27 protein-coding genes are annotated in these 26,298 nt (G+C 65.0%); 13 read left to right on the top strand and 14 right to left on the bottom strand.

Going from position 1 to position 26,298, the window contains the following annotated elements; genetic code table 11:
• Window positions 1–12 precede the first annotated feature (12 nt).
• Entirely contained in the window at window positions 13–1,431 is a 1,419-nt protein-coding gene (leuC, locus tag V6M50_RS19100) for a 3-isopropylmalate dehydratase large subunit (RefSeq protein ID WP_332820168.1), read from the top strand.
• Here leuC and leuD read toward each other — a convergent pair.
• Complete coding sequence (leuD, locus tag V6M50_RS19105) at window positions 1,428–2,012, bottom strand: 3-isopropylmalate dehydratase small subunit (RefSeq protein ID WP_332820169.1); 585 nt, start codon at window positions 2,010–2,012, stop codon at window positions 1,428–1,430. The genes leuC and leuD overlap by 4 nt on opposite strands.
• A gap of 127 nt (window positions 2,013–2,139) precedes the next feature.
• On the opposite strand from leuD, the gene V6M50_RS19110 reads away from it, so the two are divergent.
• Entirely contained in the window at window positions 2,140–2,646 is a 507-nt protein-coding gene (locus V6M50_RS19110) for a MarR family winged helix-turn-helix transcriptional regulator (RefSeq protein WP_332820170.1), read from the top strand.
• A 74-nt stretch (window positions 2,647–2,720) separates the two neighbouring features.
• Window positions 2,721–3,296 carry an NADPH-dependent FMN reductase gene (locus V6M50_RS19115; protein WP_332820171.1) on the top strand — a complete coding sequence of 192 codons (576 nt, stop codon included), beginning with the start codon at window positions 2,721–2,723 and terminating at the stop codon, window positions 3,294–3,296.
• Here the strand turns inward: V6M50_RS19115 and V6M50_RS19120 are convergent.
• Window positions 3,293–3,730 carry a MarR family winged helix-turn-helix transcriptional regulator gene (locus V6M50_RS19120; RefSeq protein WP_332820172.1) on the bottom strand — a complete coding sequence of 146 codons (438 nt, stop codon included), beginning with the start codon at window positions 3,728–3,730 and terminating at the stop codon, window positions 3,293–3,295. The two genes, V6M50_RS19115 and V6M50_RS19120, sit on opposite strands and share 4 nt — an antisense overlap.
• A 151-nt stretch (window positions 3,731–3,881) precedes the next feature.
• Between V6M50_RS19120 and V6M50_RS19125 the strand changes: the two genes are divergently transcribed.
• The 6 genes from V6M50_RS19125 to V6M50_RS19150 are packed head-to-tail and all read left to right on the top strand — an operon-like array spanning window position 3,882 to window position 10,560.
• Entirely contained in the window at window positions 3,882–5,516 is a 1,635-nt protein-coding gene (locus tag V6M50_RS19125) for a long-chain-fatty-acid--CoA ligase (protein ID WP_332820173.1), read from the top strand.
• A gap of 28 nt (window positions 5,517–5,544) precedes the next feature.
• Window positions 5,545–6,675: an alpha/beta hydrolase gene (locus V6M50_RS19130; protein ID WP_332820174.1), complete on the top strand. Its 1,131-nt coding sequence runs from the start codon at window positions 5,545–5,547 to the stop codon at window positions 6,673–6,675.
• Window positions 6,676–7,656 (top strand): phosphotransferase family protein, encoded by a 981-nt coding sequence (locus tag V6M50_RS19135; RefSeq protein ID WP_332820175.1) that lies wholly within the window; start codon window positions 6,676–6,678, stop codon window positions 7,654–7,656.
• Window positions 7,653–8,951 (top strand): phosphopyruvate hydratase, encoded by a 1,299-nt coding sequence (eno, locus tag V6M50_RS19140; RefSeq protein WP_332820176.1) that lies wholly within the window; start codon window positions 7,653–7,655, stop codon window positions 8,949–8,951. The genes V6M50_RS19135 and eno overlap by 4 nt, the downstream gene beginning before the upstream one ends.
• Window positions 8,948–9,868 carry an NAD(P)-dependent oxidoreductase gene (locus tag V6M50_RS19145; RefSeq protein WP_332820177.1) on the top strand — a complete coding sequence of 307 codons (921 nt, stop codon included), beginning with the start codon at window positions 8,948–8,950 and terminating at the stop codon, window positions 9,866–9,868. The genes eno and V6M50_RS19145 overlap by 4 nt, the downstream gene beginning before the upstream one ends.
• Window positions 9,868–10,560 (top strand): alpha/beta fold hydrolase, encoded by a 693-nt coding sequence (locus V6M50_RS19150; protein ID WP_332820178.1) that lies wholly within the window; start codon window positions 9,868–9,870, stop codon window positions 10,558–10,560. The genes V6M50_RS19145 and V6M50_RS19150 overlap by 1 nt, the downstream gene beginning before the upstream one ends.
• An 84-nt stretch (window positions 10,561–10,644) precedes the next feature.
• Here the strand turns inward: V6M50_RS19150 and V6M50_RS19155 are convergent, their stop codons facing one another.
• The gene (locus tag V6M50_RS19155) at window positions 10,645–11,697 is read right to left on the bottom strand and encodes a cobalamin-independent methionine synthase II family protein (RefSeq protein WP_332820179.1); all 1,053 of its coding nucleotides are present in this window, start codon (window positions 11,695–11,697) and stop codon (window positions 10,645–10,647) included.
• An 86-nt stretch (window positions 11,698–11,783) separates the two neighbouring features.
• Between V6M50_RS19155 and V6M50_RS19160 the strand changes: the two genes are divergently transcribed.
• A complete protein-coding gene (locus V6M50_RS19160; protein WP_332820180.1) occupies window positions 11,784–13,349 on the top strand; it encodes a long-chain-fatty-acid--CoA ligase in 1,566 nt (521 codons plus the stop codon).
• Window positions 13,350–13,573: 224 nt separating this feature from the next.
• Here the strand turns inward: V6M50_RS19160 and V6M50_RS19165 are convergent, their stop codons facing one another.
• The 7 genes from V6M50_RS19165 to V6M50_RS19195 all read right to left on the bottom strand — a co-directional run bounded on the left by V6M50_RS19165 (window position 13,574) and on the right by V6M50_RS19195 (window position 19,039).
• A complete protein-coding gene (locus V6M50_RS19165) occupies window positions 13,574–14,167 on the bottom strand; it encodes a VOC family protein (RefSeq protein WP_332820181.1) in 594 nt (197 codons plus the stop codon).
• Between the two features lie 22 nt (window positions 14,168–14,189).
• On the bottom strand, window positions 14,190–14,807 hold the full coding sequence (locus V6M50_RS19170; RefSeq protein WP_332820182.1) for a glutathione S-transferase family protein: 618 nt from the start codon (window positions 14,805–14,807) through the stop codon (window positions 14,190–14,192).
• Between the two features lie 63 nt (window positions 14,808–14,870).
• Complete coding sequence (locus V6M50_RS19175) at window positions 14,871–15,797, bottom strand: SMP-30/gluconolactonase/LRE family protein (protein ID WP_332820183.1); 927 nt, start codon at window positions 15,795–15,797, stop codon at window positions 14,871–14,873.
• Window positions 15,794–16,441 carry a carboxymuconolactone decarboxylase family protein gene (locus tag V6M50_RS19180; RefSeq protein ID WP_332820184.1) on the bottom strand — a complete coding sequence of 216 codons (648 nt, stop codon included), beginning with the start codon at window positions 16,439–16,441 and terminating at the stop codon, window positions 15,794–15,796. Before V6M50_RS19180 ends, V6M50_RS19175 begins: the two co-directional genes overlap by 4 nt.
• 11 nt (window positions 16,442–16,452) lie before the next feature.
• Window positions 16,453–16,848, bottom strand: a complete 396-nt coding sequence (locus V6M50_RS19185; RefSeq protein WP_332820185.1) for a nuclear transport factor 2 family protein — start codon at window positions 16,846–16,848, stop codon at window positions 16,453–16,455.
• Between the two features lie 11 nt (window positions 16,849–16,859).
• Window positions 16,860–17,747 (bottom strand): SDR family NAD(P)-dependent oxidoreductase, encoded by an 888-nt coding sequence (locus V6M50_RS19190; protein ID WP_332820186.1) that lies wholly within the window; start codon window positions 17,745–17,747, stop codon window positions 16,860–16,862.
• Window positions 17,744–19,039, bottom strand: coding sequence for a spinster family MFS transporter (locus V6M50_RS19195; RefSeq protein ID WP_332820187.1), 1,296 nt, complete (start codon window positions 19,037–19,039; stop codon window positions 17,744–17,746). Before V6M50_RS19195 ends, V6M50_RS19190 begins: the two co-directional genes overlap by 4 nt.
• 109 nt (window positions 19,040–19,148) lie before the next feature.
• Here V6M50_RS19195 and V6M50_RS19200 point away from each other — a divergent pair, with 109 nt between their 5' ends.
• Window positions 19,149–19,916, top strand: coding sequence for an SDR family NAD(P)-dependent oxidoreductase (locus V6M50_RS19200; RefSeq protein WP_332820188.1), 768 nt, complete (start codon window positions 19,149–19,151; stop codon window positions 19,914–19,916).
• 98 nt (window positions 19,917–20,014) lie between these two features.
• On the opposite strand, the gene V6M50_RS19205 is transcribed toward V6M50_RS19200, so the two are convergent.
• The gene (locus V6M50_RS19205) at window positions 20,015–20,725 is read right to left on the bottom strand and encodes a glutathione S-transferase N-terminal domain-containing protein (RefSeq protein WP_332820189.1); all 711 of its coding nucleotides are present in this window, start codon (window positions 20,723–20,725) and stop codon (window positions 20,015–20,017) included.
• A 78-nt stretch (window positions 20,726–20,803) separates the two neighbouring features.
• Window positions 20,804–23,041, bottom strand: coding sequence for a TonB-dependent receptor (locus V6M50_RS19210; RefSeq protein ID WP_332820190.1), 2,238 nt, complete (start codon window positions 23,039–23,041; stop codon window positions 20,804–20,806).
• A gap of 122 nt (window positions 23,042–23,163) precedes the next feature.
• On the opposite strand from V6M50_RS19210, the gene V6M50_RS19215 reads away from it, so the two are divergent.
• Entirely contained in the window at window positions 23,164–23,670 is a 507-nt protein-coding gene (locus V6M50_RS19215; RefSeq protein WP_332820191.1) for a DUF3237 domain-containing protein, read from the top strand.
• 1 nt (window position 23,671) lies between these two features.
• Window positions 23,672–24,397, top strand: a complete 726-nt coding sequence (locus tag V6M50_RS19220; RefSeq protein WP_332820192.1) for a glutathione binding-like protein — start codon at window positions 23,672–23,674, stop codon at window positions 24,395–24,397.
• 3 nt (window positions 24,398–24,400) lie between these two features.
• Here V6M50_RS19220 and V6M50_RS19225 read toward each other — a convergent pair whose 3' ends face one another.
• Entirely contained in the window at window positions 24,401–25,105 is a 705-nt protein-coding gene (locus V6M50_RS19225) for a glutathione S-transferase family protein (RefSeq protein WP_332820193.1), read from the bottom strand.
• Window positions 25,102–26,277, bottom strand: a complete 1,176-nt coding sequence (locus V6M50_RS19230; RefSeq protein WP_332820194.1) for a CaiB/BaiF CoA transferase family protein — start codon at window positions 26,275–26,277, stop codon at window positions 25,102–25,104. The genes V6M50_RS19225 and V6M50_RS19230 overlap by 4 nt, the downstream gene beginning before the upstream one ends.
• Window positions 26,278–26,298: the final 21 nt, after the last annotated feature.

Raw genomic sequence — 26,298 nt, forward strand, 5'->3', positions numbered from 1 at the left:
AGTGACGGTCGAATGACGCGGCCAATCCCGCGCACGCTCCATGACAAGATTTGGGATGCCCACGCCGTCGCCGACGACGATGGCGAGACGCTGCTCTATGTCGACCTGCACCTGCTCCACGAGGTCACCTCGCCGCAAGCTTTCGCGGGGCTAGCCGCGGCGGGGCGGGCGGTGCGGCGTCCCGAGCGCGCGCTGGCGCTGTCGGACCATAATGTGCCGACGATCGGGCAGGCGGCCGGACCGGCAGGCGTCGCCGATGTCGAGGCGCGGGCGCAGCTTGAGGCGCTGGTGGCCAACACGCGGCATTTCGGGGTCGAGAATTTCCCGATGGGCGACCCGCGCGGCGGTATCGTGCACGTGGTCGGCCCCGAACAAGGGCGTTCGCAGCCCGGAATGACGATCGTTTGCGGCGACAGCCACACCTCGACCCATGGCGCTTTCGGCGCGCTCGCTTTCGGGATCGGCACGTCGGAGGTCGAACATGTGCTGGCGACCCAGACGATCCGCCAGCGTCGGTCGCGCAACATGCGCATCGGCGTGGAGGGGCGGCTCGCCCCGCATGTTCATGCGAAGGACCTTGCGCTGCATTTGCTCGCGGTGATCGGGGTAGACGGCGCTACCGGCCATGTCATCGAATATGCCGGGCCGGCGGTCCGTGCGCTGTCGATGGAGGCGCGCATGACGCTGTGCAACCTCAGCATCGAGATGGGCGCGCGCGCCGGCCTGATCGCGCCCGATGAGGCGACCTTTGCCTATGTGAAGGGGCGTCCCGCAGCGCCCGAGGGCGAGGCATGGGACGCGGCGCTGATACGCTGGCGCGCGCTGACGACCGACGCCGGGGCAGTGTTCGATCGCGAATGGCGGATCGACGCCGCCGATGTCGGACCGATGGTCAGTTGGGGAACGAACCCGTCACAGGTTGTCGGTATCGGCGGCCGCATTCCCGATCCCGGTACGCTGGCAAGTCCAGAAGCGCGCGCCGCGGCCGAACGGGCGCTGTCCTATATGGCCCTTGTCGCCGGGCAGCCGATCGCCGGTACGCGGCTCGACCGCGTGTTCATCGGCAGCTGCACCAACAGCCGGATCGAGGATCTGCGCGTCGCGGCGGCGATCGTGCGCGGCCGCCGGGTCGCACCGCATATCCGGGCGATCGTGGTGCCGGGGTCCGGGCTGGTCAAGCGGCAGGCCGAGGCCGAAGGGATCGATACGATCTTGCGCGCCGCGGGGTTCGACTGGCGCGAGCCCGGATGTTCGATGTGCGTCGGCATGAACGCCGACCGGCTGCTGCCCGGCGAGCGCTGCGCCGCGACGTCGAACCGCAATTTCGAGAACCGGCAGGGGCGGGGCGGACGAACGCATCTAATGAGTCCGGCGCTGGCGACCGCAAGCGCGATTGCAGGGTGCATCGCCGATCCGGCGAACCTCGATTAGAAGCTTGCCTCGAAGCGCGCGATCGCGGCTTCGTGCCGCATCGTGCGGTCGATGTCGTCGAGCCCTTCGATAAGGGTTCGCCGGTCGTCGGGGTCGACGTCGAACGCGATGCTCTCGCCCGAAGCGAGTGTGATCCGCTGCTCGGCGAGGTCGACGGTCATCGGCGCGAACTGCGCCAGTGCAACCGCTTCGCGCAGCCGAACGCAGACGTCGTCGGGCAGGCGGATCAGGAGCAGCCCGTTCTTGCGCGCATTGTTCGAAAATATGTCGCCGAAACTGGGGGCGACGACACAGCGGATACCAAAGTCAGTAAGCGCCCATATGGCATGCTCGCGCGACGAGCCGCAGCCGAAATTGCGGTCGGCGATCAGGATCCGTGCGGTGCGGCCCGCGTTATGGTTCAGGATGAAGTCGCCGCGCTCGGCCCCGTCCATCGTATAGCGAAGCTCCTGGAACAGGTGACGGCCGAGCCCGCTGCGCGAGAGTGCCTTCATATATTGTGCGGGAATGATCATGTCGGTGTCGACATTGGCGAGCGGCAGCGGCGCCGCGACGGCGGTGAGGCGTGTGAATTTTTCCATCGATCTTTCCATTGGCTTAGTATTCTAAGTATATAGAAAAATGCCTGTGCGCAATGATATGGATGCACCGAAGGATATTGCCGGGCGAATCATAGGGCTCTAAGGTTCGGACAAAGGGGAAAATTCGTTGGCGAAAAAGAACCAGGTCTTTCGGCACCCGGCCGAATATTACACCGATCCCGAAAACAGCATCGGCTATCTCGCCCGCATTGTTTTCCGGTCCTTTTCGCGCCTGCTCGAGCGCGGGACGCTGAAGCATGACGTGTCGGCAGGGCAATGGCGCTTCCTGCGCCAACTATGGCGCGAGGACGGCATAACGCAGCGCGAGCTCAGCGAACGGGTCGGAATGCGCGAGCCGACGACGGTCGTTGCGCTGAAGGGCCTTGAAAAGGCGGGGTTCATCACGCGCAAGAAGACGTCGGACGATCGTCGCAAGACCTTCATCCATCTGACGCCGCATGCGAAAAAGCTCGAACTGATACTCGCCCCGATGAACGCCGAGGTGCACGAGGTCGCGACCCGCGGGATGACCGATGCGGAGGTCGAGACGCTGCAGTTGCTGATGCGGCGCGTAATCGACAATCTGGCCGATGAAACCGCAAAGCTTTCGGTCCTGTCCGACGTCAAGGCGTAGCAGCCGCCATGGGGAGTTGCGGTCGCACCGGATAATAGGTTAGTATTCTAATCAATTATCCGGGAGGGACAAAATTGGCCAAGATTGCAGTTATCGTTGGAAGCACGCGCGAGGGGTCGTTCAATCGTGCGCTTGGGAGTCTCGCGATCAAGGCGCTGGAGGCGCAGGGTGCGATCGTCGCTGACGTCGATCTCGCGACCTTCGACCTGCCGCTCTATTCGGCGGCGCTGGAGGCCGAGGCCTTTCCCGCCGACGCGCAACGGTTGAAGCAGCTGTTCGCCGCGCAGGACGGTCTGTTGTTCGTGTCGCCCGAATATAATGGCTCGGTTTCGCCGCTGCTGAAGAATGCGATCGATTGGGCCTCGCGCCCGACCGGCGAGGAATCGCTCGTCGCGCTCAGCGCCTATCGCGGAAAAGCGGCCGCGATCATGTCGGCCTCGATCAGTCCGTTCGGCGGCCTGCGCGGGCTGATGCACCTGCGCCAGATCCTCGCGACGATCCAGATGCTGGTCATCCCCGAACAGGTGCTGGTCCCCAATGCCCATGCCGCTTTCGACGAAGATGGCGCGTTGAAGGAAGCGCTGCCCGCGACGCTGATCGGGATGACGGCGGCGCGGCTGGTCAAGGTCGCCGGGGCAATTGCCGCCTAGGCGGACTTCGGTTCGATATTGTCGCCCCAATCGGCCTCGAGCGTGGCGAGCAGCGCGTCGAACCGCTCCTTGCCCAGTCTCTCGGCCAGTTGATCGGCCAGCGCATCCATCGCGCGCTGGGCATCCTGGCGCATCCGGGCGCCGGTTTCGGTCAGCGATACGATCATGTGGCGGCGATCGTCGGGATCGGGGTCGAGCTTGACCATGCCGAGCTTCACCATCTGGTTGATGGTGCTGTGGATCGCCTGCCGCGATATGCCCAGGTTGCGGGCGATGTCGGACGGGCGGACGATGCCGCTGACGATATTGGTCATCACCATCGATTGCGGCCGGCTGATGTCGGGCCAGCCGCGATCGTGCAGCCGCGCCTGCAACCCCTCGTCGAGCCAGCAAAAACGCTGGAAAAGGGCGATGATAAGCTGGTTGGTGCGCATAGGACGCTGACGTTATACCCCTGTCGCCGGCGGTCCGCCGGCACCGCCACGCTAGAAGAGCGGTGCGGGCGAAGCAAGGCAGAGTGGCGTTGCAAAGATAAAATGCTTAGTATACTATCTTTCTAGCAAGACGCAGGGAGAGGCGCGCCATATGGATGGGTTGATGCAGAATGTGCCGCTGACGGTCGATCGGATCATCGACCATGCGGCGAACTGGCATGGCGGACGCGAAGTGGTGTCGCGCGATGCCGAGGGGCGCGTCATGCGTTCAACCTATGCCGACATCCACGCCGATGCGAAGCGCGTGTCGAATGCGCTGGCGGCGGAGGGCGTGAAGCCGGGAGACCGTGTCGCGACGCTGGCATGGAATGGCACGCGGCACCTTGCGGCCTGGTATGGGGCCGCCGGGATGGGCGCGGTGCTCCATACCTTGAACCCGCGGCTCTTCCTCGAACAGATCGCCTATATCGCGAACCATGCGGGCGACCGGCTGCTGATCGCCGATCCCGCGACCGCCGATCTCGTCGAGGAGCTGCTGCCGCAAGCGCCGTCAATCGAGAAGGTCATCTTCTTTTGCGACCGGGCCTCGATGCCGCAAACCAGCTTCGAAGTCGTCGCTTTCGATGACTGGATCGCAGGGCAGCCCGCCGAATATGCCTGGGGTGGCTTCGATGAAAATGCCGCGTGCGGGCTTTGCTATACGTCGGGAACCACCGGAAATCCGAAGGGCGTGCTCTATTCGCACCGCTCGAACTATCTCCACGCGCTGATGACGCTGCAGCGCGATGCGCTTGCGCTGTCGGCGCGCGATACCGTGCTGCTCGTCGTGCCGATGTATCACGCCAACGCCTGGGGTGTCGTCTATTCAGCGCCCGCGGTCGGCGCCAAACTGGTGCTGCCGGGGCAGCGGATGGACGGCGAATCGATCTACAATCTGATCGAAGACGAAGGCGTTACTTACTCCGCAGCAGTGCCGACCGTGTGGCAGATGCTGCTCACCTATATGCAGGAAAACGGGAAGCGCTTCTCGACCTTGGAACGCGTCACCATCGGCGGGTCGGCGTGCCCCGAATCGATCATCCGCGCCTTCCGCGACGATTATGGCGTCGACGTCATCCAGGGCTGGGGCATGACCGAAACCTCGCCGCTCGGCACGGTGTCGGTGCCCAATGCGGCGATCGCGGCGAAGCCCGATGATGCGCAGATGGCGTATAAGCTCAAACAGGGGCGCCTCCTGTGTGGACTGGAAATGAAGCTGGTCGACGATGCGGGGAGCCGCGTGCCGCACGACGGCAAGACTCCGGGGCGGCTGATGATCAAGGGCCCGACGATCGCGCGCGGCTATTATGGCGGCGAGGGCGGCGACGTGCTCGACGGCGAGGGCTTTTTCGACACCGGCGACGTCAGCACGATCGACGCCGAGGGCTATATGCAGATCACCGACCGCGCCAAGGATGTGGTCAAGTCGGGCGGCGAATGGATCAGTTCGATCGAGATCGAGAATATCGCGATGGGGCATGCCGCGGTCGCCAATGCGGCGGTGGTCGGCGTTGCACATCCCAAATGGGATGAGCGGCCGATCCTGCTGTGCCAGCTCAAGGCCGGGTCGAGCGCCTGTGCCGATGACCTCAAAACCTGGCTCGACGGCAAGATCGCCCGCTGGTGGATGCCCGACGATGTGCTCTTCGTCGACGAAATCCCGCTCGGGCCGACGGGCAAGATCGACAAGAAGGCGATCCGTGCAGGGTTGGAGGGTTATAAACTGCCCTTCGAGGCCACGCGTTAAATCAGATAATCGACAAACAGGAGAGACGATGATGGATCCGAACGGGATCGAAGGACTGGACGCGCAATTCATCGGCCGCGTGTCGCCGACCGCGCCGCGCATCCACGCGGGCGGGCATCCGTGCCAGGGGATTTACTGGACGCAAAGTGGCAAGCGCCCGAAGATCGCGATCATCGCCACCCATTATAACGTCGATTTCAAGGAACATTATATCGCGCCCTGGTTCGCGCGGCAGGGCTTCGGCTTTCTCGGCTGGAACACGCGCTATCGCGGGTTCGAGGACCAGTTCCTGCTCGAACATGCGCTACTCGACATCGGCGTCGGCATGCGCTGGCTCAAGGAAGAAGCCGGGGTCGAGCAGATCGTCATCCTCGGCAATTCGGGCGGCGGATCCTTGATGGGCGCCTACCAGGCCGAAGCGATCGCGCCGACGCTCACCGACCGGTTGCCGTCGGCGGGGCAGGATGCGCTCGCGCAGCTCATCAAGGGCGACCTCTATATCTCGTTCAACGCGCACCAGGGGCGGCCCGAAGTGCTGACCGACTGGATGGACGCATCGGTGATCGACGAAAATGACCCGATCGCTACCGACCCCGAACTCGACCCGTTCAACTCCGCTAACGGCCCGCCCTATTCGGATGCCTTCATCGCCAAATATCGCGCCGGTCAGCGCGCGCGCAACCAGCGTATCACCGATTGGGCGAAAGCCGAGTTGAAGCGGCTCAACGATGCCGGGATTCCCGACCGGATTTTCCCGATGTTCCGCTGTTGGGGCGACATTCGCTGCGTCGATCCCGCGATCGACCCGTCGGACCGCAAACCCAACTGGTGCTATCGCGGCGATCCGGCGGTCGCGAACCGCACGCCGAGCATCGGCCGCGCCAACACGATCAAGACGTGGCTCAACATGTGGAGCCTCGAAACCTCGCCGTGCCAGGGCGAGCCGCATCTTGCCAAGCATGACACGCCCGCGCTGGTCGTGCAGGGGACGGCCGACACCGGCGTCTTTCCGAGCGATGCACGCAAGATATTCGACTTTCTGGGCAGCAAGGACAAGAAGATCGAACTGATCCCTGGCGCGCATTATTTCGAGGATTCGATTCAAGAGCGCCAGAATGCCGCCGACCTCGTCGGGGCGTGGATCCGGGAGAAATTGTAAGTGGGTGAGGCCGACGCCGACATCATCGACGGATTGCGCGGCGCCGGCCTGATCGGGGCGGGCGACGTCGCCCTCGAGCCGTTGACCGGCGGCGTGTCGTGCGACGTCTGGAAGGTCGAGACCCCCGGCGGTCCGATCGTCGTCAAGCGGCCGCTCGAACAGCTGCGCGTCGCCGCCGAATGGCACGCGCCGATCGAGCGGGGCGCGAGCGAGGTCCGCTGGCTCCGGCGCGCACGCGGCGTCGATGCGCGCCTCGCGCCCGAGGTGCTGGCCGAATTGCCCGGATATGGTTTCGCAATGCGTTTCCTGCCGGGCTGTCCGGTGTGGAAGGATGAGCTGATCGCGGGGCGCGTCGACGCGGATTTCGCTGCGGCTGTCGGACGCGGGATCGCGGCCGTCCATGCCGCGACCGCGAACGACACCGCCGACCGTGATGCCTTTCCGACCGACGCGATGTTTCGCGCGCTACGTGTCGATCCGTTTCTCCTGTACGTCGCGCAAAGGGAACCCGAACTCGCACCGGCGCTCTACGCGCTCGCCGACGACCTCGTCGCGTGCAAGATTGCGCTCGTCCATGGCGACGTCAGTCCGAAGAATATCCTCGTCGGCGCCGATGGGCCGGTTTTCCTCGACGCCGAATGCGCCGTTTATGGCGATCCGGCCTTCGATCTGGCCTTTTGCACTACCCATTTGCTGCTGAAAGCGGTGTGGCTCGCCGACGCGCGGCTGGGTGAGGCGGCGGCCGCGCTGGTCGTGGCTTATAGCGCGGGTATCGACTGGGAAGATGCCGATGGCCTCTTGCTGCGCGCGGGCAAACTCACCGCCGCGCTGCTGCTCGCGCGCGTCGAGGGCAAGTCGCCCGCGCCCTATCTCACCGACCCCGAACACAAACATATCGTGCGCGAACAGGCGCGGGCGTTGATCGTCGCGCCGCAGCCCATCGACGCGCTCGTCGCCAACTGGAAAAGGATCCTTGCATGACCTCGCGTATCGCCTCCGTCACCGGTCGACAGCTCTGGGATTCGCGGGGCCGGCCTACCGTCGAGGCCGAGGTCGTCCTGGAGTCGGGAGCCATTGGGCGCGCCATCGCTCCCGCCGGCGCGTCGCGCGGCGCGCATGAGGCGGTCGACCTGCGCGACGGTGGCGCGGCTTTCGGCGGCTTCGGTGTCAACGGCGCGGTCGCAGGCATTGGGGCAGAGATCGCCCCGGTGCTGACCGGCATGGATGCGCGCGATCAGGCGGCGGTCGATGCCGCGCTGTGTGCGCTCGACGGCACGCCGAACAAGGCGCGGCTCGGCGCGAATGCGGTGGTCGCTGTGTCGATGGCGGTGCTGCACGCCGCCGCCGCGCACGCGCATGAGCCGCTGTGGCGTTATCTGGCGGAAGGCCGCAAGGTGCGCGTGCCGCTCCCCGAGATCCAGATTTTTGGCGGCGGCGCGCACGCCGGACGGCGTACTGACGTGCAGGATTTCATGGTGATGTGCCCAAAGGCGGGAAGCTTCCGCCGCGCGCTCGAGATCACCGACGACGTCTATCGCGCCGCGGGCCGGCTGATGGAAGCGAAGGGTCCGCTCTCCGGAGTCGCCGACGAGGGCGGCTGGTGGCCCAATTTCACATCGAACGAGGACGCGCTCGATACGCTGACGCGCGCGATCGAGGCGAGTGGGCACCGCGCGGGCGAGGAGGTGTTCATCTCGCTCGACATCGCCGCGAACGAGCTTGGCGATGCCGATGGCTATCATCTCGCGCTCGACGACCGACGGTTGTCGGGCGAGGAAATGGCGGCGCGGATCGTCGAGTGGACGAAGCTCTATCCGATCCTGTCGGTCGAGGATCCGGCGGGGCAGGACGATTGGGCGACAATGGCGGCGGTCACCGCGGCGATCGGCGACAAGGTCCAGATCATCGGCGACGACGTGCTCGTGACCAATGCCGAGCGCGTGGCGCGCGCCGGCGAGGCGGCGGTGTGCAATGCGGCGCTGATCAAGGTCAATCAGGTCGGCACGGTAACCGAGGCGAAGGCGGCGCTCGACGCCGCGATCCGGCGCGGCTGGGGCGCGATCGTCTCGGCGCGCTCGGGCGAGAGCGAGGATGTCACGGTCGCGCATCTGGCGACGGGGTGGGACGCCGGGCAGCTCAAGGTCGGCAGCTTTACGCGCTCCGAGCGCATGGCGAAGTGGAACGAGATGCTGCGCATCGAGGAAGCGATGGGCGGCGACGCTGTGTTCGCGGGCTTCTCGGCCTTCGCCGGTTCGGTCGGGGCGGTGCAGGCATGATCGTGCTTCACGCGCGCCCGAGTCCCGGCTTCCGCGAGGCCGTCGACGCGATCTTCGGTCCCGGCGTGGTGACGCATGTCGACGAGGCTCAGCCGCTCGATGACGTTGCGCCCGCGATCACCGCATTGCTCCATGTGCTGACCCCGGTGACGCCCGAATTCATCGCTTCGGCGCCGAAGCTGAAGCTGATCCAGAAACTCGGCGTCGGGGTGAACACGATCGCGCTCGACGCCGCGCGCGAACATAACGTCGCCGTCTGCAACATGCCCGGCACCAACAGCCAGGCGGTCGCCGAAATGGCGTTGTCGCTGATGATGGCGGTGCTGCGTCGGACCTGCTTTTTCGACGCGCGTACCCGTGCGAGCGAGGGGTGGACCGCCGATCCGTCCGAACTCGACAGTGTCGGCGAGATCGGCGGCCGCACCATCGGGCTGGTCGGCTTCGGCCATTCGGCGCAGTTGCTCGCACCGGTGCTCGCGGCGCTGGGGGCGAAGGTCGTTTATACGGCGCGCGGCGCGCGCGATGTGCCGTATGAATATTGGCCGCTCGACCGGCTGGTTGCCGAAGCCGACATTGTATCGTTGCACGTCCCGCTGACCGACGAGACGCGCGGGCTCATCGATCCGTTCGCGATGAAGCCGGGCGCGGTGCTGGTGAACACGGCGCGCGGCGAGCTGGTCGATGAAGTGCGGTTGGTCGGCGCGCTGGCGTCGGGGCATTTGCGCGGCGCCGGGCTCGACGTCTTCGCCGCAGAGCCTTTGCCGCCCGGCCATCCGCTGCTCGACCAGCCCAATGCGGTGCTCGCGCCGCATATCGCGTGGCTGACGCCCGAAACGCTGATGCGCAGCCTGACGGTTGCGCACGAAAATATTCGCCGTCTCGCCGCGGGCGAGGCGCTTTTGCATCAGGTGGTCTAATGTCGCTTCCCATTGTTCTGATTACCGGCCAGCTTTTGACCGACGCGGTGTGGCAGCCGCTGCTTGACGCATGGGCGGCTCGCACTGTCGTCGTCGCCGACAACCAGAGCGACGACACGATCACCGGCTTCGCGCAGCGCCTGCTCGATAGCGCGCCGCCGAAGTTCGTGCTGATCGGCCATGCGATGGGCGGCTTCGTCGCGTTCGAGGTGATGCGCCGCGCGCCCGAACGCGTCGCGAAGCTCGCGCTGATTTCGACCCTCGCGTCGGCCGACGGCCCGGCGCAGACCGCGCGGCGGCAGGGCTATATCGACCTCGTCGAAAGCGGCCAGTTCGACCAGGTGGTCGAGGAGCGTATCCCGATCCTCTTCCCCGAGGACAAGCGAAACGACGCGCGCCTGCTCGGCATCGCGCGGCAGATGGCGTCGGACACCGGTGCGGAAACCTTCCTTGCACAGCAGCACGCAATCATGGCGCGGATCGATAGCCGGCCGCGCTTGGGCGAGATCGCGGTCCCGACGCTGCTGATATGGGGCGAAAAGGACGGCATCACTACCCGTGCGCACCATGACGAGATTGCGGATGCGATCCCCGGCGCGCGGCTGGAGATCGTTGCCGGGGCGGGGCATTTGCCGACGGTCGAGGCGCCCGAAGTGGTGGTGCGATTGCTGAGCGCGTTTGTGGATCAATAGCCTTCGTCATTCCCGCGAAAGCGGGAACCCAGTGAACCACTGTTGCGGGCTGGGTTCCCGCTTTCGCGGGAATGACGAGCTTGGTTATTTCAACCCTGCCCGCACCAGCGCCGCGCCGTCGACCATCGCCTTCAACTTCGCCTGCGAATGTTCGCGGCTGTGATATTTCATCCCGCAATCGGGCGCGATCCATAGACGTTCGGCATCGACATAACGCAGCGCCTCGCGAATGCGGCCCGCGACAATTTCCGGGGTTTCCACCTCGGGGATCGACAGGTCGAGCACGCCGTACATGATCGTCTTCGTCGGCAGCTCGGCGAGGATCGCGGGATCGAGGCCGGGCTGCGCCGCCTCGATCGAGATGACGTCGATCGCCGAGGCTTCGAGTTCGGCGAGGAAGTCGTACGCCTTCGGCTTCGGCTTGGTCGAGCCCGCGCCGTGGTGGACCATCGCATAGCCGAAACAGATGTGGAGCGCCGTCGTGCCGTCGACGCCGTCCAATGCGCGGTTGATTGCCTCGATCGCATAATATTGCGCGTCGTCCGCGCGCGCCTGCAGATAGGGTTCGTCGAGCTGGACGACGTCGACCCCCGCGGCGAACAGATCCTTGACCTCGGCATTCACCGCGTCGGCATAGTCCATCGCGAGCGATTTGGTGTCGGGATACCAGCCATTTTCGGCCTGCTGCGTCATCGTGAACGGGCCGGGGAGGGTGAGCTTCACCGGGCGCGACGAATGGCGGCGGAGGAAGGCGGCATCCTGCGCCTCGATCGGCGCGACGCGGCGGATCGGGCCCGAGACGAGCGGCACCGGGTTCGCCTTGCCGGTGCGGTCGACCGCGCTGCCATGCTTGTCGGGATCGATCCCCGACAGCGCGGTCGCGAGGCGGTTCGAATAGCTTTCGCGGCGCATCTCGCCGTCGCCGACGATGTCGATACCCAGCTCCTCCTGGTCGCGGATCGCCATCAGCGTAGCGGCCTCCTGCGCATCGGCGAGCCAGGGTTCGGGGATGCGCCACAGCGTCTCGGCACGGACGCGCGGGGGCAGGCTGGCCTTCAGCCGCTCGCGGTCGATCAGCCAGTCGGGCTGGGGGTAGCTTCCAACGATGGTTGTCGGCAGGATGGGGTGGTTGAACAAGGCCTGTCCTCTCGATTTTTGGGCTGGCCAAGCATTTGCTTAGTATTCTATCTAATTCAAGTCGAAACGACGATTGGGAGAGTAAAATGATCGATCTGGAGGCCATCCGGACGCTGGCGGATATTCCGGCGGCACAGGCGCGCGTGCGGGGACAGGCGACCGCAGTGAAGTTCGGCGAGCGCGAGACGAGTTTCGCCGAGCTCGATGCACAAGCAAACCGCGTCGGACATGCGCTGATCGCAGCGGGTGTGCGGTCCGGCGACCGCGTATCGGCGCTGACCAAGAACCACGACAGCTGGTATCCGCTCTTCTTTGGCACGGCGCGGGCGCGCGCCTGTTTCGCGCCGATCAACTGTCGTCTCGCACCCGCCGAGATCGGCTTCATCCTTGGCGACGCGGGGCCGAAGCTGCTGTTCGTCGGCGAAGATTTCTTCGACTGCGCGCTCGCCGCGGTCGCCGACCTTGCCGCGCCGCCGCGACTCATCGCACTCTATGGCGCGCATCCGGCTTTCGAGCCGTTCGACGCGTGGCTTGGCGACGCCGCTGCGGAACCCCTCGCCGATCGCCCGCAACTGACCGACGATGTGCTCCAGCTCTACACCAGCGGCACCACCGGGCTGCCGAAAGGTGTCGTGCTCACCAACGCCAATTACCGCAGCTTCCTCGAAGCCGCGACCGAGGTCGATGGTTTCGCCTATGGCGAGGACGAGACGGTGATGATCGTCATGCCGCTGTTCCATGTCGCGGGCACGAACGTCAGCTTTTCGGGGCTGGCGCAGGGCGGGCGGCTGGTCCTCGTCAAGGATTTCACCGCCGCCGACGCGATCCGCATGATGCGCGAGGAGGATGTCGCGCACGCCTTCCTTGCGCCCGCGATGATCCAGATGATGCTGCTCCAACCTGCGGCGGGCGAGGGGGCGTATCCCGCGCTCAAGTCGATTGCCTATGGCGCGTCGCCGATCGCCGAGGATGTACTGCGCCGCGCACGCGCGACCTTCGGCTGCGACTTCGTGCAATTCTACGGCATGACCGAGTCAAGCGGTGGTGGGTCGTATCTGTCGCCGAGCGCGCATGATCTGCCGGGCAAACTCACCTCGTGCGGCAAGCCCTGGCCGGGCGCCGCGATGGCGATCCTGGGCGGCGATGGCAGCGAGCTTGGCGAGGGCGAGATCGGCGAGATCGCGATCCGCGGCGGCATCGTCATGAAGGAATATTGGAACCGCGCGAGCGCAACCGAAGAGACACTCGCCGGCGGCTGGCTCCACACCGGCGACGTCGGCTATCGCGATGCCGATGGCTTTTATTTCGTCCACGACCGGATCAAGGACATGATCGTGTCGGGCGGCGAAAATGTCTATCCGGCCGAGGTCGAAAGCGCGATCATGGGCTGTCCCGGGGTCGCCGACGTTGCGGTGATCGGCGTGCCCGACGACAAATGGGGCGAAAGCGTGAAGGCGCTGATCGTGCCCGCGGCGGGCACGACGCTCGACCCCGCCGACATCGTCGCCTGGGCGCGCGAACGGATCGCGGCGTACAAGATCCCCAAAAGCGTCGAGTTCATCGAAGCGCTGCCGCGCAACCCGTCGGGTAAGGTGTTGCGCCGCGAATTGCGCGCGCCCTATTGGGAAGGGCGCGACCGGGCGGTGGGGTAGTCGGGAGGACTGTTTCGGTATGAGGCTGCCATTCCTCCCGTTCGTCATCCCGGACTTGATCCGGGATCCACCGCGGCGCTGAAGTCGTGGACCCCGGGTCAAGTCCGGGGTGACGATGATAAATGGGGCAGCTTCCGGTCGAAACCCGCATTCCCCGGATTGCCAAAAAAGAACCCGGCCGAAGCCGGGTCCAGGAGGAGTTCCCATTGGTACCTTGGGAATTTCTATTCGGCGGGCACCGTCGTGCGGCCGGTGATGAAGCCTTCGCGCTTGGTGCCGTCGGCCTGGACTGGATCGTGCGCGACGTCGCTTTCGTCGAATATCTTGGTCCACGCCGCGAATTCGAGGCAGACGCCGTCGGGGTCGAAGAAATAGACCGAGCGGACATAGACATCGTCGTTCATCTCGGGCGACGACTGGGTCGGCGAATTGTCGTGGTTGAGGATCGGGGTGACCTCGACCCCCTTGTCGACCAGCCGCTGGTAATATTCGTCGAATTTTTCGGCGCGGACATTGATCGCGATGTGGTTCATCGATCCGTGCGCCGACATGAAATTACCCCGCGTCGGTAGCGCCTCGGGCGCCGAAATGCCGGGGACCGCTTCGGGCGCGTTCGGAAACCAGAAGAAAGCGAGACTGTCGCCATTGCCGATGTCGAAGAAGAAATGCTGGCCGCGACCGCCCGGCAGGTCGAGCGTCTTCAGCAGCGGCATGCCGAGCGTGTCGCGGTAGAATTCGACCGTCCGCGCCATATCCTTGCATACGAGTGCGAGGTGATTGACCCCGCAGAATTCGAATTCTTTGTTGGTTGCAGCCATGATCCGTCTCCTGTTCTGTAACTCAGTTCGGGTTCGCGCTGGGGCGGCTTTTCATCCGCTCGTACCAGCGCTGGACGTTGGTGAAGGCGGGGTCGAGCGGTTGACCCACCGAGGCCCCGAAATCGAGGAAAGCAAAGAGCACCAGGTCGGCGAGCGACAGGGTATCGCCCGCGATAAATTCGCGGTCCGCGATCGGCGGGTCGAGCCATGCGATCCCGTCCTGCGCGACCGCTTTCAGCCCCGCCGCGGCTTCGGGCAGGCAGCGCATGCGCGTCTCGAACAACGGCAGGCCCTCGGCAAAACGGAAGCCGTTGGTCAGCGGCTCGCAAATCTTGATGTCGACGCGGCGTGTCCACATGCGGGTGTTCGCGCGTTCCTCCGCGGTCGTGCCGATCAACGGCGTTTCGGGGAAGCGTTCCTCGAGATATTCGCAGATCGCGGTGATTTCGCAGAGGACGCTGCCGTCGTCGAGTTCGAGCGCCGGGGTCTGTCCCGCCGGGTTCACATCGACATTATAGGGCGCGCGCCGGTTCTCGCCGCCGCGTAGATCGACCGTGACCTGCGGGATCTCGATACATTTTTCGGCCATGAACAGGGTCACGACGCGCGGGTTGGGGCCGATGGAGTTATAAAATTTCATGCCCATCCTCTTTCTTAAGTCTCTTCTAGCATCAAAGGAGCAAATCGTCAATTAAGTTGACGATTAATGCAATTTCAGCCCCGCGCGCGGCCAGCGGACACGATAGAGCACACCGGTGGTCGAAGCGGTGATATAGGCATCGTACCGGTCGGCACCGCCAAAGGCGATATTGGTGACGCCGATGTCGGGCAGCGGCATGAATTCCGAGCCGCCGCCTTCCGGGTCGAAGATCGTGATCCCGCCCTCGACCATCGTGCCGACGCAGATGCGCCCGCTCTCCTCGACCGCGAGGCTGTCGAGCAGGCGGAAGGCGGGCGGAGTGCCGACGAAGCGACCGGGCGCCCATGGCGGCGGCGGCGCCAGTTCGCCCGGCGCGATCACGTCCATCGCCCAGACGCGCGCGGTCATCGTTTCGCTGACATAGAGCGTCTTGCCGTCGGGCGAGAGGCCGATGCCGTTGGGACCGATCATCTCAGCGCGCTGACGGGTGATCCGCGATCCGTCGGCGGCGGCGTGATAGATCGCGCCATGGTCGCGGCCGGTGGGCCGAACCTGCCCATGGTCGGTGAACCAGAAGCCGCCCCCATTCCCTTGGCTCGCGTCGAAGACGATGTCGTTCGGCCCCTTGAGCCGCTCGCCCTCGAAGCCGTCGTAGAGCGTCGTCACCGCGCCGGTCGTCAGGTCGACGCGCTGGATCGATCCGCAGGCTTCGGCGTTCGCGGCATGGCCGGGGAAAAGCAGGCCGCCCGCCTCGATCCACGCGAAGCCGCCGTTGTTGCAGACATAGGCCGCGCCGTCGGGACCGATCGCGAGCCCGTTCGGTCCGCCGCCAAGCTCGGCAACCACCGACAGGCTGCCATCGGGCGCAACGCGCGTGAGCGTGCCGCGCGCGATCTCGACGAGCAGCACCGATCCGTCCGCCATCGGTACCGGGCCCTCGGGAAAGCCCAGCCCCGTCGCGAAGACTTCGGGCGGCCCGTAACCGCTCATCCGTTTGCGGGACGCGGCGCGCTGAGGAAGTCGGCGGCGCTGAAGCCTTCGGGCGCGGCAACTTCGACGATCGGGTCCTCGCGCGCGTCGAACTCCATGCGCAGTGCGCGCGTGATCACCGCATGCATGTCGTAGAGGCAGGTGATGTAGGTGAATTCGAAAATCTGCTCGTCGTCCCAGAAGGTCTTGAGCTTGTCGAAGACCTCGAGCGGGACGCGTCCGCCGGCTTGCGCGAGGCAGTCGGCATAGGCGAGCACCGTGCGTTCCCGCTCGTTGTAGCAGTCGGCGACCTGCCAATAGGCGATGCCCGCGATTTTCTCCTCGCTGACGCCAAGCCCGCGCAGCGATTTGCAATGCTGCGAAAAGACGAACTGGCTGCCCTTGACCCAGCCCGCGCGGGTCTGGCCGAGTTCGCGGAGCACCGGATCGATCTTGCGCGCCGGGTGGCGGTAAACCGCGAAACCGTCGACCGCATGTTTGAAGATGTCGGGTGCGAGCGCGAAGACCGTCCACCAGTCGCCCGGCGTGCCGGTCGCGGTGCCGGGTTCGGCGACCGGGTCGCGGTCGCCGAACAGGCGGTTGTAATAGGCGGTGACGGTTTCATCGGTGACTTCGGAGCGGGGAACCTGGCGCAGGACGGGCATGGCTTAACTCCTCAGGCGTTCGCGAATTTGCGGAATTCGGCAACGTGCGCGCTGTCGAAATATTCGTCGAGCCGCGTGATCTTGCCGCCCTCGACCTTGCAGACGATCGCGCAGGGCAGGCGGACCTCGCCGTCATCATGAACGCGCTTGCCCTTCAGGACGTGCTGCTGGACGAAGCCGCCGGGGAAAGTCGTCAGCCGGCGCTCGGCATATTCGCGGTCCTTGATCCGCGCGACCATGCCGGCCAGCGTCGCCGCGGTCTGCGCGGGGGTGACGATCAACTCGTCGGTGTTGTGCCAGATTTCGGCATCGGGGGTGAAGCTGCCCTGCATCGTCTCGATGTCGCCCGCCTCGATCGCGTCGAAAAAGCGCTGCGCCATCGCGCGAATATCGTCCTGCTCTGCCATGAATACTCTCCTTAAACCTTGGCGCCGAACATGCGGCCGCCGTTCGCGGCGATCAGTCCGTCGATGTCGTCGCCCTTATACGCGGGATCGGCCGAGGGGCCGAAGGACGACAGCATGTCCTGCGTCACCAGTTCGGTCATCGCCTTCCATTCGGGGTGGGTGAAGATCCAATATTCGCCGGCTTCGATCGCCTCCACGACGCGCGCGCCGATCTTGTCCGGCGCCATGCCGCTCGCGAGCACGCCCTGCATCGCCTGGCTCGTCGCTGCAGCCTTGCCGACTTCGACCTCGACGGGGCGCAGGTCGCGCGTCGTCTCAACGATCCGCGTCGCCGACATGCCGGGCATCAGCACCGAAATATCGACGCAGGTCCCCGCCAGCTCGTTGCGCAGCGCCATCGCAATGCCGAGCGTCGCATATTTGGAGCTGATATAGGCGACCGAAATCGGCGGCGGCACGATCGCGACCATCGATGAGGTGATGACGAGGTGCGACGCCTCGCCGCTCGCCTTCATGTCGCCGAGGAAGGTGCGACAGGCGTAAAGATGCGCGTGCGCGTTGACGGCGTAGTTCCAGCGCCAGACGTCGGTGTCATATTGCTCGAAGGGTCCCGATCCGCCGCCGACCCCGGCATTGCTGAACAGGATACGCACCGGACCGAATTCGCGCGCTTTCGCGCCCGCTTCAGCCCAGCTTTCCTCGCTGGTGACGTCGAGCTGGATGCCGAGCGCGTTGGCGCCTTCGCCGCGCAAGGTGGCGGCGGCTTCCTCGACGCGCGCGGCGTCGATGTCGGCGAGGATCACCGCTGCGCCCCTGGCGGCGAGCGCGCGTGCCGTGGCGAAACCAAGCCCGCTCGCGCCGCCGGTGATGAAGGCGGTTTTGCCGGCGACCTCGGTCACTCGGCAAAATCCTTCTCGAGGTGCCGCGTCATCGCATATTGCGCGATGCCCGCGGCGGCAGCGAAGGGCATCAGCGCCATCAGCGCCCAGCGCAGGCTGTCGACGCCATGCTCGGGCTTGAGCGCGTCGCTGACGATCCCGGCGAACAGCGGACCGAGGCCGAGGCCGACGATGTTGAACATCAGCATCAGCACCGCGGCGGCGGTCGCGCGGCTGCGCGGCGGGGTGAGATTCTGCACCAGCGCGAGCGCCGGCGCGACATAGGCGGTACACGCCGCCATCGGGATCAGCATCAGCGCGAGCGAGAGCTGCCAGGTGTCGACAAGCAGCGCCGCGATGAAAGTCGGGATCAGCACCGCGGTCGCGAGCGCGGGGATGATGCCATAGGCGCGCGCCGAATGCTTCGCGCGGTGGCTGACGAGCCAGCCGCCGCCGAGGATGCCGATGCCGAAGGTGATGCCCGCGGCGGGCGCGAACCAGGTCGCCATCGCTTCCAATGGCATCTTCTGCGTGCGCATCAGGAAGGCGGGGATCCAGTTGAGCATGCCGTAGCTGACAAAGGCGGCAAGCCCGCTGCCGATCATCACCATGCGCAGCGACGGGCGGCGGATGAACATTGCGAGGCTCTGGCTGAACGGCACGACCTCGTCGGCGGGCTTGTGCAGGTCCATCTGGCCGCGCGCGGGTTCGCGGACCAGCCAGATGAGCAAAGGCGCGACGAGGATACCGACAAGGCCGATGACGACGAAGGCGTTGCGCCAGCCGATATTGGCGGCCGCCCACGCGCCGAAGGCCGCACCGACGAAAACGCCGAACGGGCCGTTCAGCGTGAAAAGACCGATTGCGAGCGGGCGCTGCGCGGGCGGATAAAGGTCGGCGATGACCGAAAGCGACGGCGCGGTGCCGCCGGCTTCGCCCGCGCCGACCCCGAAACGCATCGCTGCAAGCTGCCAGAAGTTCGACACCATGCCGCACGCGGCCGTGAAGCCGCTCCACACGACGCACGCGATGCCGATCAGCTTGATGCGGTTCCAGCGGTCGGCGACCATCGCGACGGGGACCCCCATCGCGGCATAGAAAAGCGCGAAGGCGAGGCCGGTGAGCAGCCCGAACTGGGTATCGCTGAACTGCATCTCGGCGCGGATCGGCTCGACGAGTACCGACAGCAATTGGCGGTCGACGAAGTTGATCGTGCCGACCACGAACAGCATGGCAAGTGCGACGTTGCGGCGCACGGCAAGGCCGCTGTCGGACGCTGCGGCGCCTCCATCGAGGGCTGTAGCCTCTGTCATCACACTCTCCAAAAACGTACGAGTCTTCCCGTTCCAAAAATACTTAGGTATTTAAGTTTATCTGTCAATGTGCTTTACGGTAACGGCAAGATCGACGGGAGAGAAGAGCATGGAGATCAACGGCAAGACCGCCATCGTGACGGGTTCGGCGGGCGGCATCGGCCGCGCCACCGCGGTGATGTTGGCGGCGCGCGGCGCGGCGGAGATCGCGCTGGTCGACGTCAACGCAGCGGGTCTTGCGGAAACCGCGCGGCTGGTCGAGGCTGCGGGTGCGCGCGCAAGCGTCCACCGGCTCGACCTCTCCGACATCGCGGCGACCGAAGCGTGGTTCCGCGCGCATGGCGACGTCGACATCCTGCACAACAATGCGGGCGTCGTGTCGGGCTTGCCGCAATTCCCCGATGTCGATGCCGCGCGGATCCGCTGGATCATCGACGTCAATATCACCTCGCTCGTCGCCGCTACCCAGATCGCGATGCAGGCGATGCGAAAACGCGGCGGCGGCGTGATCATCAATACCGTTTCGACGGTCGCGCTGGGCACCGGTTTCTACGATGCGATGTACGCAACGACCAAGGCGGCGGTGATGATGTTCACGCGCTGCTGTGCGCCGCTCAAGGACGAATGCAATGTCCGTGTCGCGGGCATGTTGCCGGGGCTGGTCGATACGCCGATCCTCGACACGACCGGCGCGGGCGGCAAGTCCGAATGGATGAAGACGGTGCTTGCGAACAATGAGGCGTGCCGGCCCGAAGACATCGCCGAGGGTGTTGCCGCCTTGATCGAGGACGACAGCCTCGCGGGCGGCGACTGGGTTGCAGTGCGGCGGCTGGATGGCAGGGTCGAGTATCAGTGGGGGCATGCCGATACCGTATGACTCACCCATTCGTCATTCCCGCGAAAGCGGCAACCCAGCGAGCAACCGTCGCTACTGGGTTGCCGCTTTCGCGGGAATGACGAAACATAGGGCGTGGTTCAGCGCCTCGGCGCTTCCAGCATATTCTTCCCGAACAAATTCGACCATTGCGCCTCGGTCAGCGCCGGACGCGCGCTCGACAGGTTCGCGGCGTTCTTGACGTCGGTGCCGGCGATCACCGCGGGGCGTTCACCGATGCGCGCGAACCAGTCGGCGACCGCGGGATAATCGCCCAGCGTCAGCCCGATCGCGCGGATCGCGCGCGTCCACGGCCAGCACGCGATGTCGGCGATCGAATATTCCTCGGCCAGATAATCGGCTTCGCTGAGGCGCCCGTTGAGGACGTGGAGCAGGCGCAGCGTTTCGTTGCGGTAGCGTTCGACCGGGTAGGTCTGCCCCTCTGGCGCATAGCGGATGAAATGATGCGCCTGGCCTTGCATCGGGCCGAAACTCGCCATCTGCCACATCAGCCATTGCTGAGCCTGACTGCGGCGCCTCGGGCTTTCGGGGAGCAGCTGGCTGCTTTTTTCGGCGAGATAGAGCAGGATCGCGCCGGACTCGAACACGGGTAGCGGCGCGCCGCCGCCGATCGGATCATGATCGACGATCGCGGGCAGGCGGCCGTTCGGGTTGATGCGGCGATATTCGGGGGTGAGATGCTCGCCGTCGAGCATGTTCATTGCGATCAACCGGTGCGGCAGCCCGGTCTCTTCGAGCATGATCGACACTTTATGGCCGTTCGGGGTGGGGGTGAAATAGACGTCGATCATGCCGCACCTCGCGCCCTGATGCAGGTCACGATCGCGGCAGCATGGTAATGCTTGCCGCGGCCGATCCCTGGGACATCGTCAGAATTTGAACCCGGCCTCGATCGACAGGTTGCGCGGGGCCTCAAGATACAGGATCGCGCGCGGTGCCGCGGTGATCGGCGCGGGCAGGTTGAACGCGCTGCCCGTGGTCAGCTCGTTGGTCAGGTTCTTGCCGACAAAGGCGACGAACCAGCGATCGTCCTGATCGGCGAGCTGGACGCGCAGGTCGAGCTTCACATAGCCCTTCTGCACGCCGAAGATCGGGCTCTGGTTGTCCGAGTTGAAATATTTGGAGCGGCCCGCGGCGACGCCGGTGATGTCGAGCTTGAGGTCGTCGCCGAAATCGAAGCGGCCATGCGCCGAGATATTGCCCGTGTATTTGGACGAATAAGCGACGCGGTAGCCGGCGAGGTTGTTGGTCGCGGGCAGGCAGGTCACCGGCTGCGAGGCAAGGCAGGCCGCGCCCGGATAATCATCATATTTGATGTCCGAATAGGCGGCCGACCCGGTGATGTCGAAGTTCGGCGACAGATAGAGCGCCAGCGATCCCTCGACCCCCTTCGACGTCGCACTCGCGGCGTTGCCGGTCAGATAGCTCGACGTTGCGGGCTGATAGACCGAAACCTGCAGATTCTTGAACTGCGTGTCATAGACCGAGACGTTGGCGACGACCTTGCCATCGAACAGCGTCGACTTGATGCCGGCTTCATAGTTGCGCGAGCGTTCGGGTTTGAAGGTGAAGGTGGGGTTGGTGGTGCCCAGCGTGTTCGAGACGAAGCCGCCCGATTTCGACCCGCGGCCATAGGTGGCGTAAGCCATGATGCGCGGCGTGATGTCGTACTGGATCGTCGCCGACGGATCGACATTGCCCTCGCTGATCGAACCCACGGCGCTCGAGATCGGACGGATCGCGAAGGGGCCATAAACGAGCCGCGACGCGAAATCGCCATCCTTGCTGGTGTGCGAATAGCGCAGGCTGCCGATGACGCGGAAGGCGTCCGACAGGTTGAGCGTGCCCTGGCCAAAGACCGACCAGGATTCGGCGGTCTGGTTGAAGCGGCTGTCGATCCGGCCGAAATAGGGATTGCCGAACAGGTTCAGGATGTTGAAGCCCTGCAGCTGGTCGAGCCGGTATTTCGAATGGTCGTAGTAAGCGCCCGCGACAAATTCGAACGTGCGCCCGGTCGGTGACAGGATGCGCAGTTCTTGCGAAACCTGCTCGAACCGTTCGGGGAAGCTGTTGTACACCGAATTATTGGTGTGGGCGCCGCCGCTGTTCGGGATCGTCTGGTCGAAGCCGTTGACGATATTGGCGTTGAACCAGCTGTAACCCGTGACCGAGGTCAGCGTATAGTCGCCGATCGACAGGTTGCCGGTGCCCGAGACCATGATCGACTTGGTCTTCATGCCTTCGTTGCCGAGCGCCGATTTTTCAAGAAAGCGGGTGCGCTGTGGATCCTGCCCGCTGGTCAGCGGGCTCGATACGGTGATGCCGCCGATGACGTCGCGGTTCGCATATTCGACCTTCGCGGTATAATCGAAGTTCGACGAGGGCTCCCACCGGAGCGTCAGGCGCAGCAGCTGCTGCTTGACCTCAGGGTCGTCGTGATCGGTTGCGAGGTTGCGGATATAGCCGTCCTGGTTGACGACTTTCATGGCGAGGCGCGCGCCGAGCGTGTCGGTGATCGGCCCCGCGAGATAGCCCGAGAAATCGGTGCCCTTGAAATCGAAATTATAATTGGCGGTGATCTTGCCTTCAAAGTCCTTGGTCGGCCCCGCCGACACGACGCTGACCGCGCCGGCGGCGGTATTCTTGCCGAACAGCGCGCCCTGCGGGCCGCGGAGCACCTCGACGCGCGCGAGGTCGAAGAAGGGCGCCTGCGCCTGGCGCGAACGGCCGGCATAGACGCCATCGACATAGAGCGAGACCGACTGGTCGAAGGCGAAGTTCGCCGGCGGCGAACCGAAACCGCGAATATAGATGACGTCGTTACCGGCGGTCGACTGGACGAAGACGTTCGGCGTGTAGTTCATCACCGATTTGATGTCGTTCGAGTTGAAATCGTCGAGCCTTTCGCCGCTGACGACCTCCATCGAGATCGGCACGTCCTGCAGATTCTGCTCGCGCTTCTGCGCGGTGACGATGATTTCGTTCGTGTTGCTGTCGTCTACTGTAGCAGAGTCATCCGCGGCCGCCTGCGCCATGGCCGGCGCGGCGGTTGCAAGCATCGCGATCGTCGCGACGCCGGACAGCAGAAACTGGTTACGAGCCTTCATGTTCACCCTCCCATTGAGTGTATGTCGCCGGTCCCGGAAGGCTTTCCGATCCGTCAATCTGATTGACCCTTAGTATACTAATGGTTTTATGCTTGTCTATAGGTTGAAGGAGGATTCGTGCCATGAACGAAGAAAATCAGCATGCGGCGTCGACGGCGCTGGCGACCCGCCATCTGTGCACCGTCGAGTTCGAGGTCGGGGGAGGGCTGATCGCGATCGGCGCTTCGCCGTTCGGCGATCAGCGGCTTGGCTATATCAGCGGCGGCCGGTTTTTCGGACCGCGGATCAACGGCATAGTCCTACCCGGCGGCGGCAACTGGTCGCGCAGCGGGCGGCTTGGCGACGCAGCCTCGGTCGGTACATTCGACGCCCGCGCGGTGTGGCAGACCGACGATGGCGCACTCATTTACCTGAGCTATACCGGCCGCAACATCATTCCCGACGATGTGCGCGCCGCCTTTGCCGATCCGGCCGCACCCGACGTAGACCCGTCGCGATATTATCTGCGAATCGCCCCGGTGTTCGAAACCGCGAGCGCGAAACATGGCTGGCTGAACGGTGTACTCGCGGTTGGAGTCGGCGAACGCACCGATTTCGGGGTGCGCCACGTGATCCACGAGATATTGTGAAATGATCGACCTTCATTATTCGGCGACCCCGAACGGGCAGAAGATCGCGATCATGCTCGAAGAGATCGGCGCGCCCTATCGCGTCATTCCCTATGACATCTTCGACGGCGACCAGCTGGCGCCCGCGTTCGGGCGGATCAATCCGAACCACAAGCTGCCCGCGATCGTCGACCTCGATCCGGCGGAAGGCGGCGACCCGGTGACCGTTTTTGAATCGGGCGCGATCCTGCAATATCTCGCCGAGAAGAGCGGTCGTTTCCTGCCCGCATCGGGCGCGGCGCGCGCCGCGGCGCTGTCGTGGCTGACCTGGCAGGTCGCGGGGCTCGGGCCGATGGGCGGGCAGGCGAGCCATTTCCTGCGCTATGCTCCGGCCGGGCAGGATTATGCGGTCGAACGCTATACGAAGGAACTGAAACGCCTTCTCACCGTGCTCGAAAAGCGGCTGGAGAAAAGCGCCTATGTTGGGGGCGAGGACTATACGATTGCCGACATCGCGATCTGGCCCGGCCGCGCTTCGGCGTTCGTCATGGGGATGGGACTTGACGAATGGCCCGCGATGCGCGGCTGGTTCGAACGGATCCGCGAACGGCCCGCGGTTGCGCGGGCGATGGCCCGTGAGGATCTGAAGGCTCCGGCGAAATACATCGGCCGCCACCAGACGCTCGATGACAAGGAATGGTCGAATATGTTCGGCGACGCGAACCACGCCGCGGTCGACAAAGACTGACGATCAGCGCGCGGCGTGCTGGCGGTCGCCCCACAGGATCGCGCGATGCTCGTCGGTGAAGCCGGTCAGGCCACCCTCGATCGTCTCGGCGCGGACGACCCCGACCGTCATCCCCTCGGCCACCGCGGGGCGTTCGAGCATCGCGGCGCCCCAGCGGTCGACGTTCGGAAAGCGCCCGGCCTTTTCGATAAGCTGGCGGCGCAGATAGGGCAGGGTTGCCATGTCGGCGATCGTATATTCGTCGCCGGCGAGCCACTCGGCTTCGCCCAGCCTTTTGTCGAGCACCATCATCAGCCGGTCAACCTCGCGGCCGTAACGCTCGATCGCATAATCGTGCCGGTCCTTGGCATAGTGCGTGAAGTGCGCTTCCTGCCCGAACATCGGGCCGACCCCCGACACCTGGAACATCAGCCATTGCCAGCAGACCGCGCGCTTCACCGGGTCGGTGGGCAAGAAGCGCCCGGTCTTTTCGGCAAGATAGAGCAGGATCGCGCCCGTTTCCCACAGTATGAAGCCGGGACCGTCGGGTCCCTCGTCATCGACGACTACCGGGGTCTTGTTGTTCGGGTTGAGCGCAAGGAATTCGGGCGTCAGCTGATCGCCCGCGAGGATATCGATATATTCGAGCCGCCATTCGAGCCCCATTTCGAGCAGCGCGATTGCGATCTTGCGCGCATTGGGGGTGGGGCCGCCATAGAGCGTGATCATGCCGCGCCTCCGGTCCGGCCCAGCCAGCGTTCGAGCACCTCGGCGCCATCCTGTCCGACGGTGAGCGGGGCGGGGCGGCGAATGCTGCCCGGGGTTGCCGATAGCTTGGGGAAAACCCCCTGCATCGTGACTTCGCCGAATTCTTCGTCTTCGATGGTCACCAGCGCATCGCGCGCGGCGAAATGCGGGTCGGTCATCATGTCTTCGGCATCGAAGACGCGGCCGGCGGGGACGCCCGCTTCGATCATCTTCGCCTCAAGCTCCGCGATTGTCATGGTGGCGGTCCATTCGCCGATCAGCGCATCGAGTTCTTCCTGCGACGCACCGCGCGCGCGGTGTGTCGCATAGCGCTCGTCGTTCGCGAGGTCTGGACGGCCCATTGCGGCGGCAAGACGCGTGAAGACGCCGTCCTGGTTCGCGCCGATCAAATATTCGCCGTCGCGGCACGGATAGACGTTCGACGGCGCGATACCCGGCAGCGTCGATCCGGTGCGACGGCGCTTCACGCCGCTCGCCGAATAGTCCGATACCGTCGATTCCATCACCTGCAGCACCGCTTCATAGAGCGCCGAATCGACGATCTGGCCTTCGCCGGTCTTGCTGCGGTGATGCAGCGCGGCGAGCGCGCCCATGCAGCCGTAAGTGGCGGCGAGCGTGTCGCCGATCGATACCCCCATGCGCGCGGGCGGAAAGTCGGGGTAACCGACAATGCCGCGCCACCCGCCCATCGCCTCGCCGATCCCGCCAAAGCCCGCGCGCGCCGAATAGGGGCCGGTCTGGCCATAGCCCGACACGCGCACGACGATCAGCCCGGGGTTCGCCTTGCGCAGCTCGGCGGGGTCGAGTTTCCATTTCTCGAGCGTGCCGGGGCGGAAATTCTCGATAAGGATGTCGGCCTTGGCGATCAGCTCGCGCGCGAGCGCCTGCCCCTCTTCGGAGCGCAGGTCGACCGCGACCGAATATTTGTTGCGCGCGATCACCCGCCACCAGCTGGGCTTGTCGCCCTGGCCCCAGTTGCGCATCTGGTCTCCGGTCACCGGCGGCTCGAGCTTGACGATCTCGGCGCCCATGTCGCCGAGCAACTGGCCGCAGAAGGGGCCGGCAATCAGCTGCCCCATTTCCACGACCCGGATACCCTCCAGCGCTCCCCTGCCGCCGCTCTTTTCTGTCATATCGTTCCTTTCGGGGCCGAC

The organism is Sphingopyxis sp. (genome assembly GCF_036675685.1).
Taxonomy (GTDB): Bacteria; Pseudomonadota; Alphaproteobacteria; order Sphingomonadales; family Sphingomonadaceae; genus Sphingopyxis.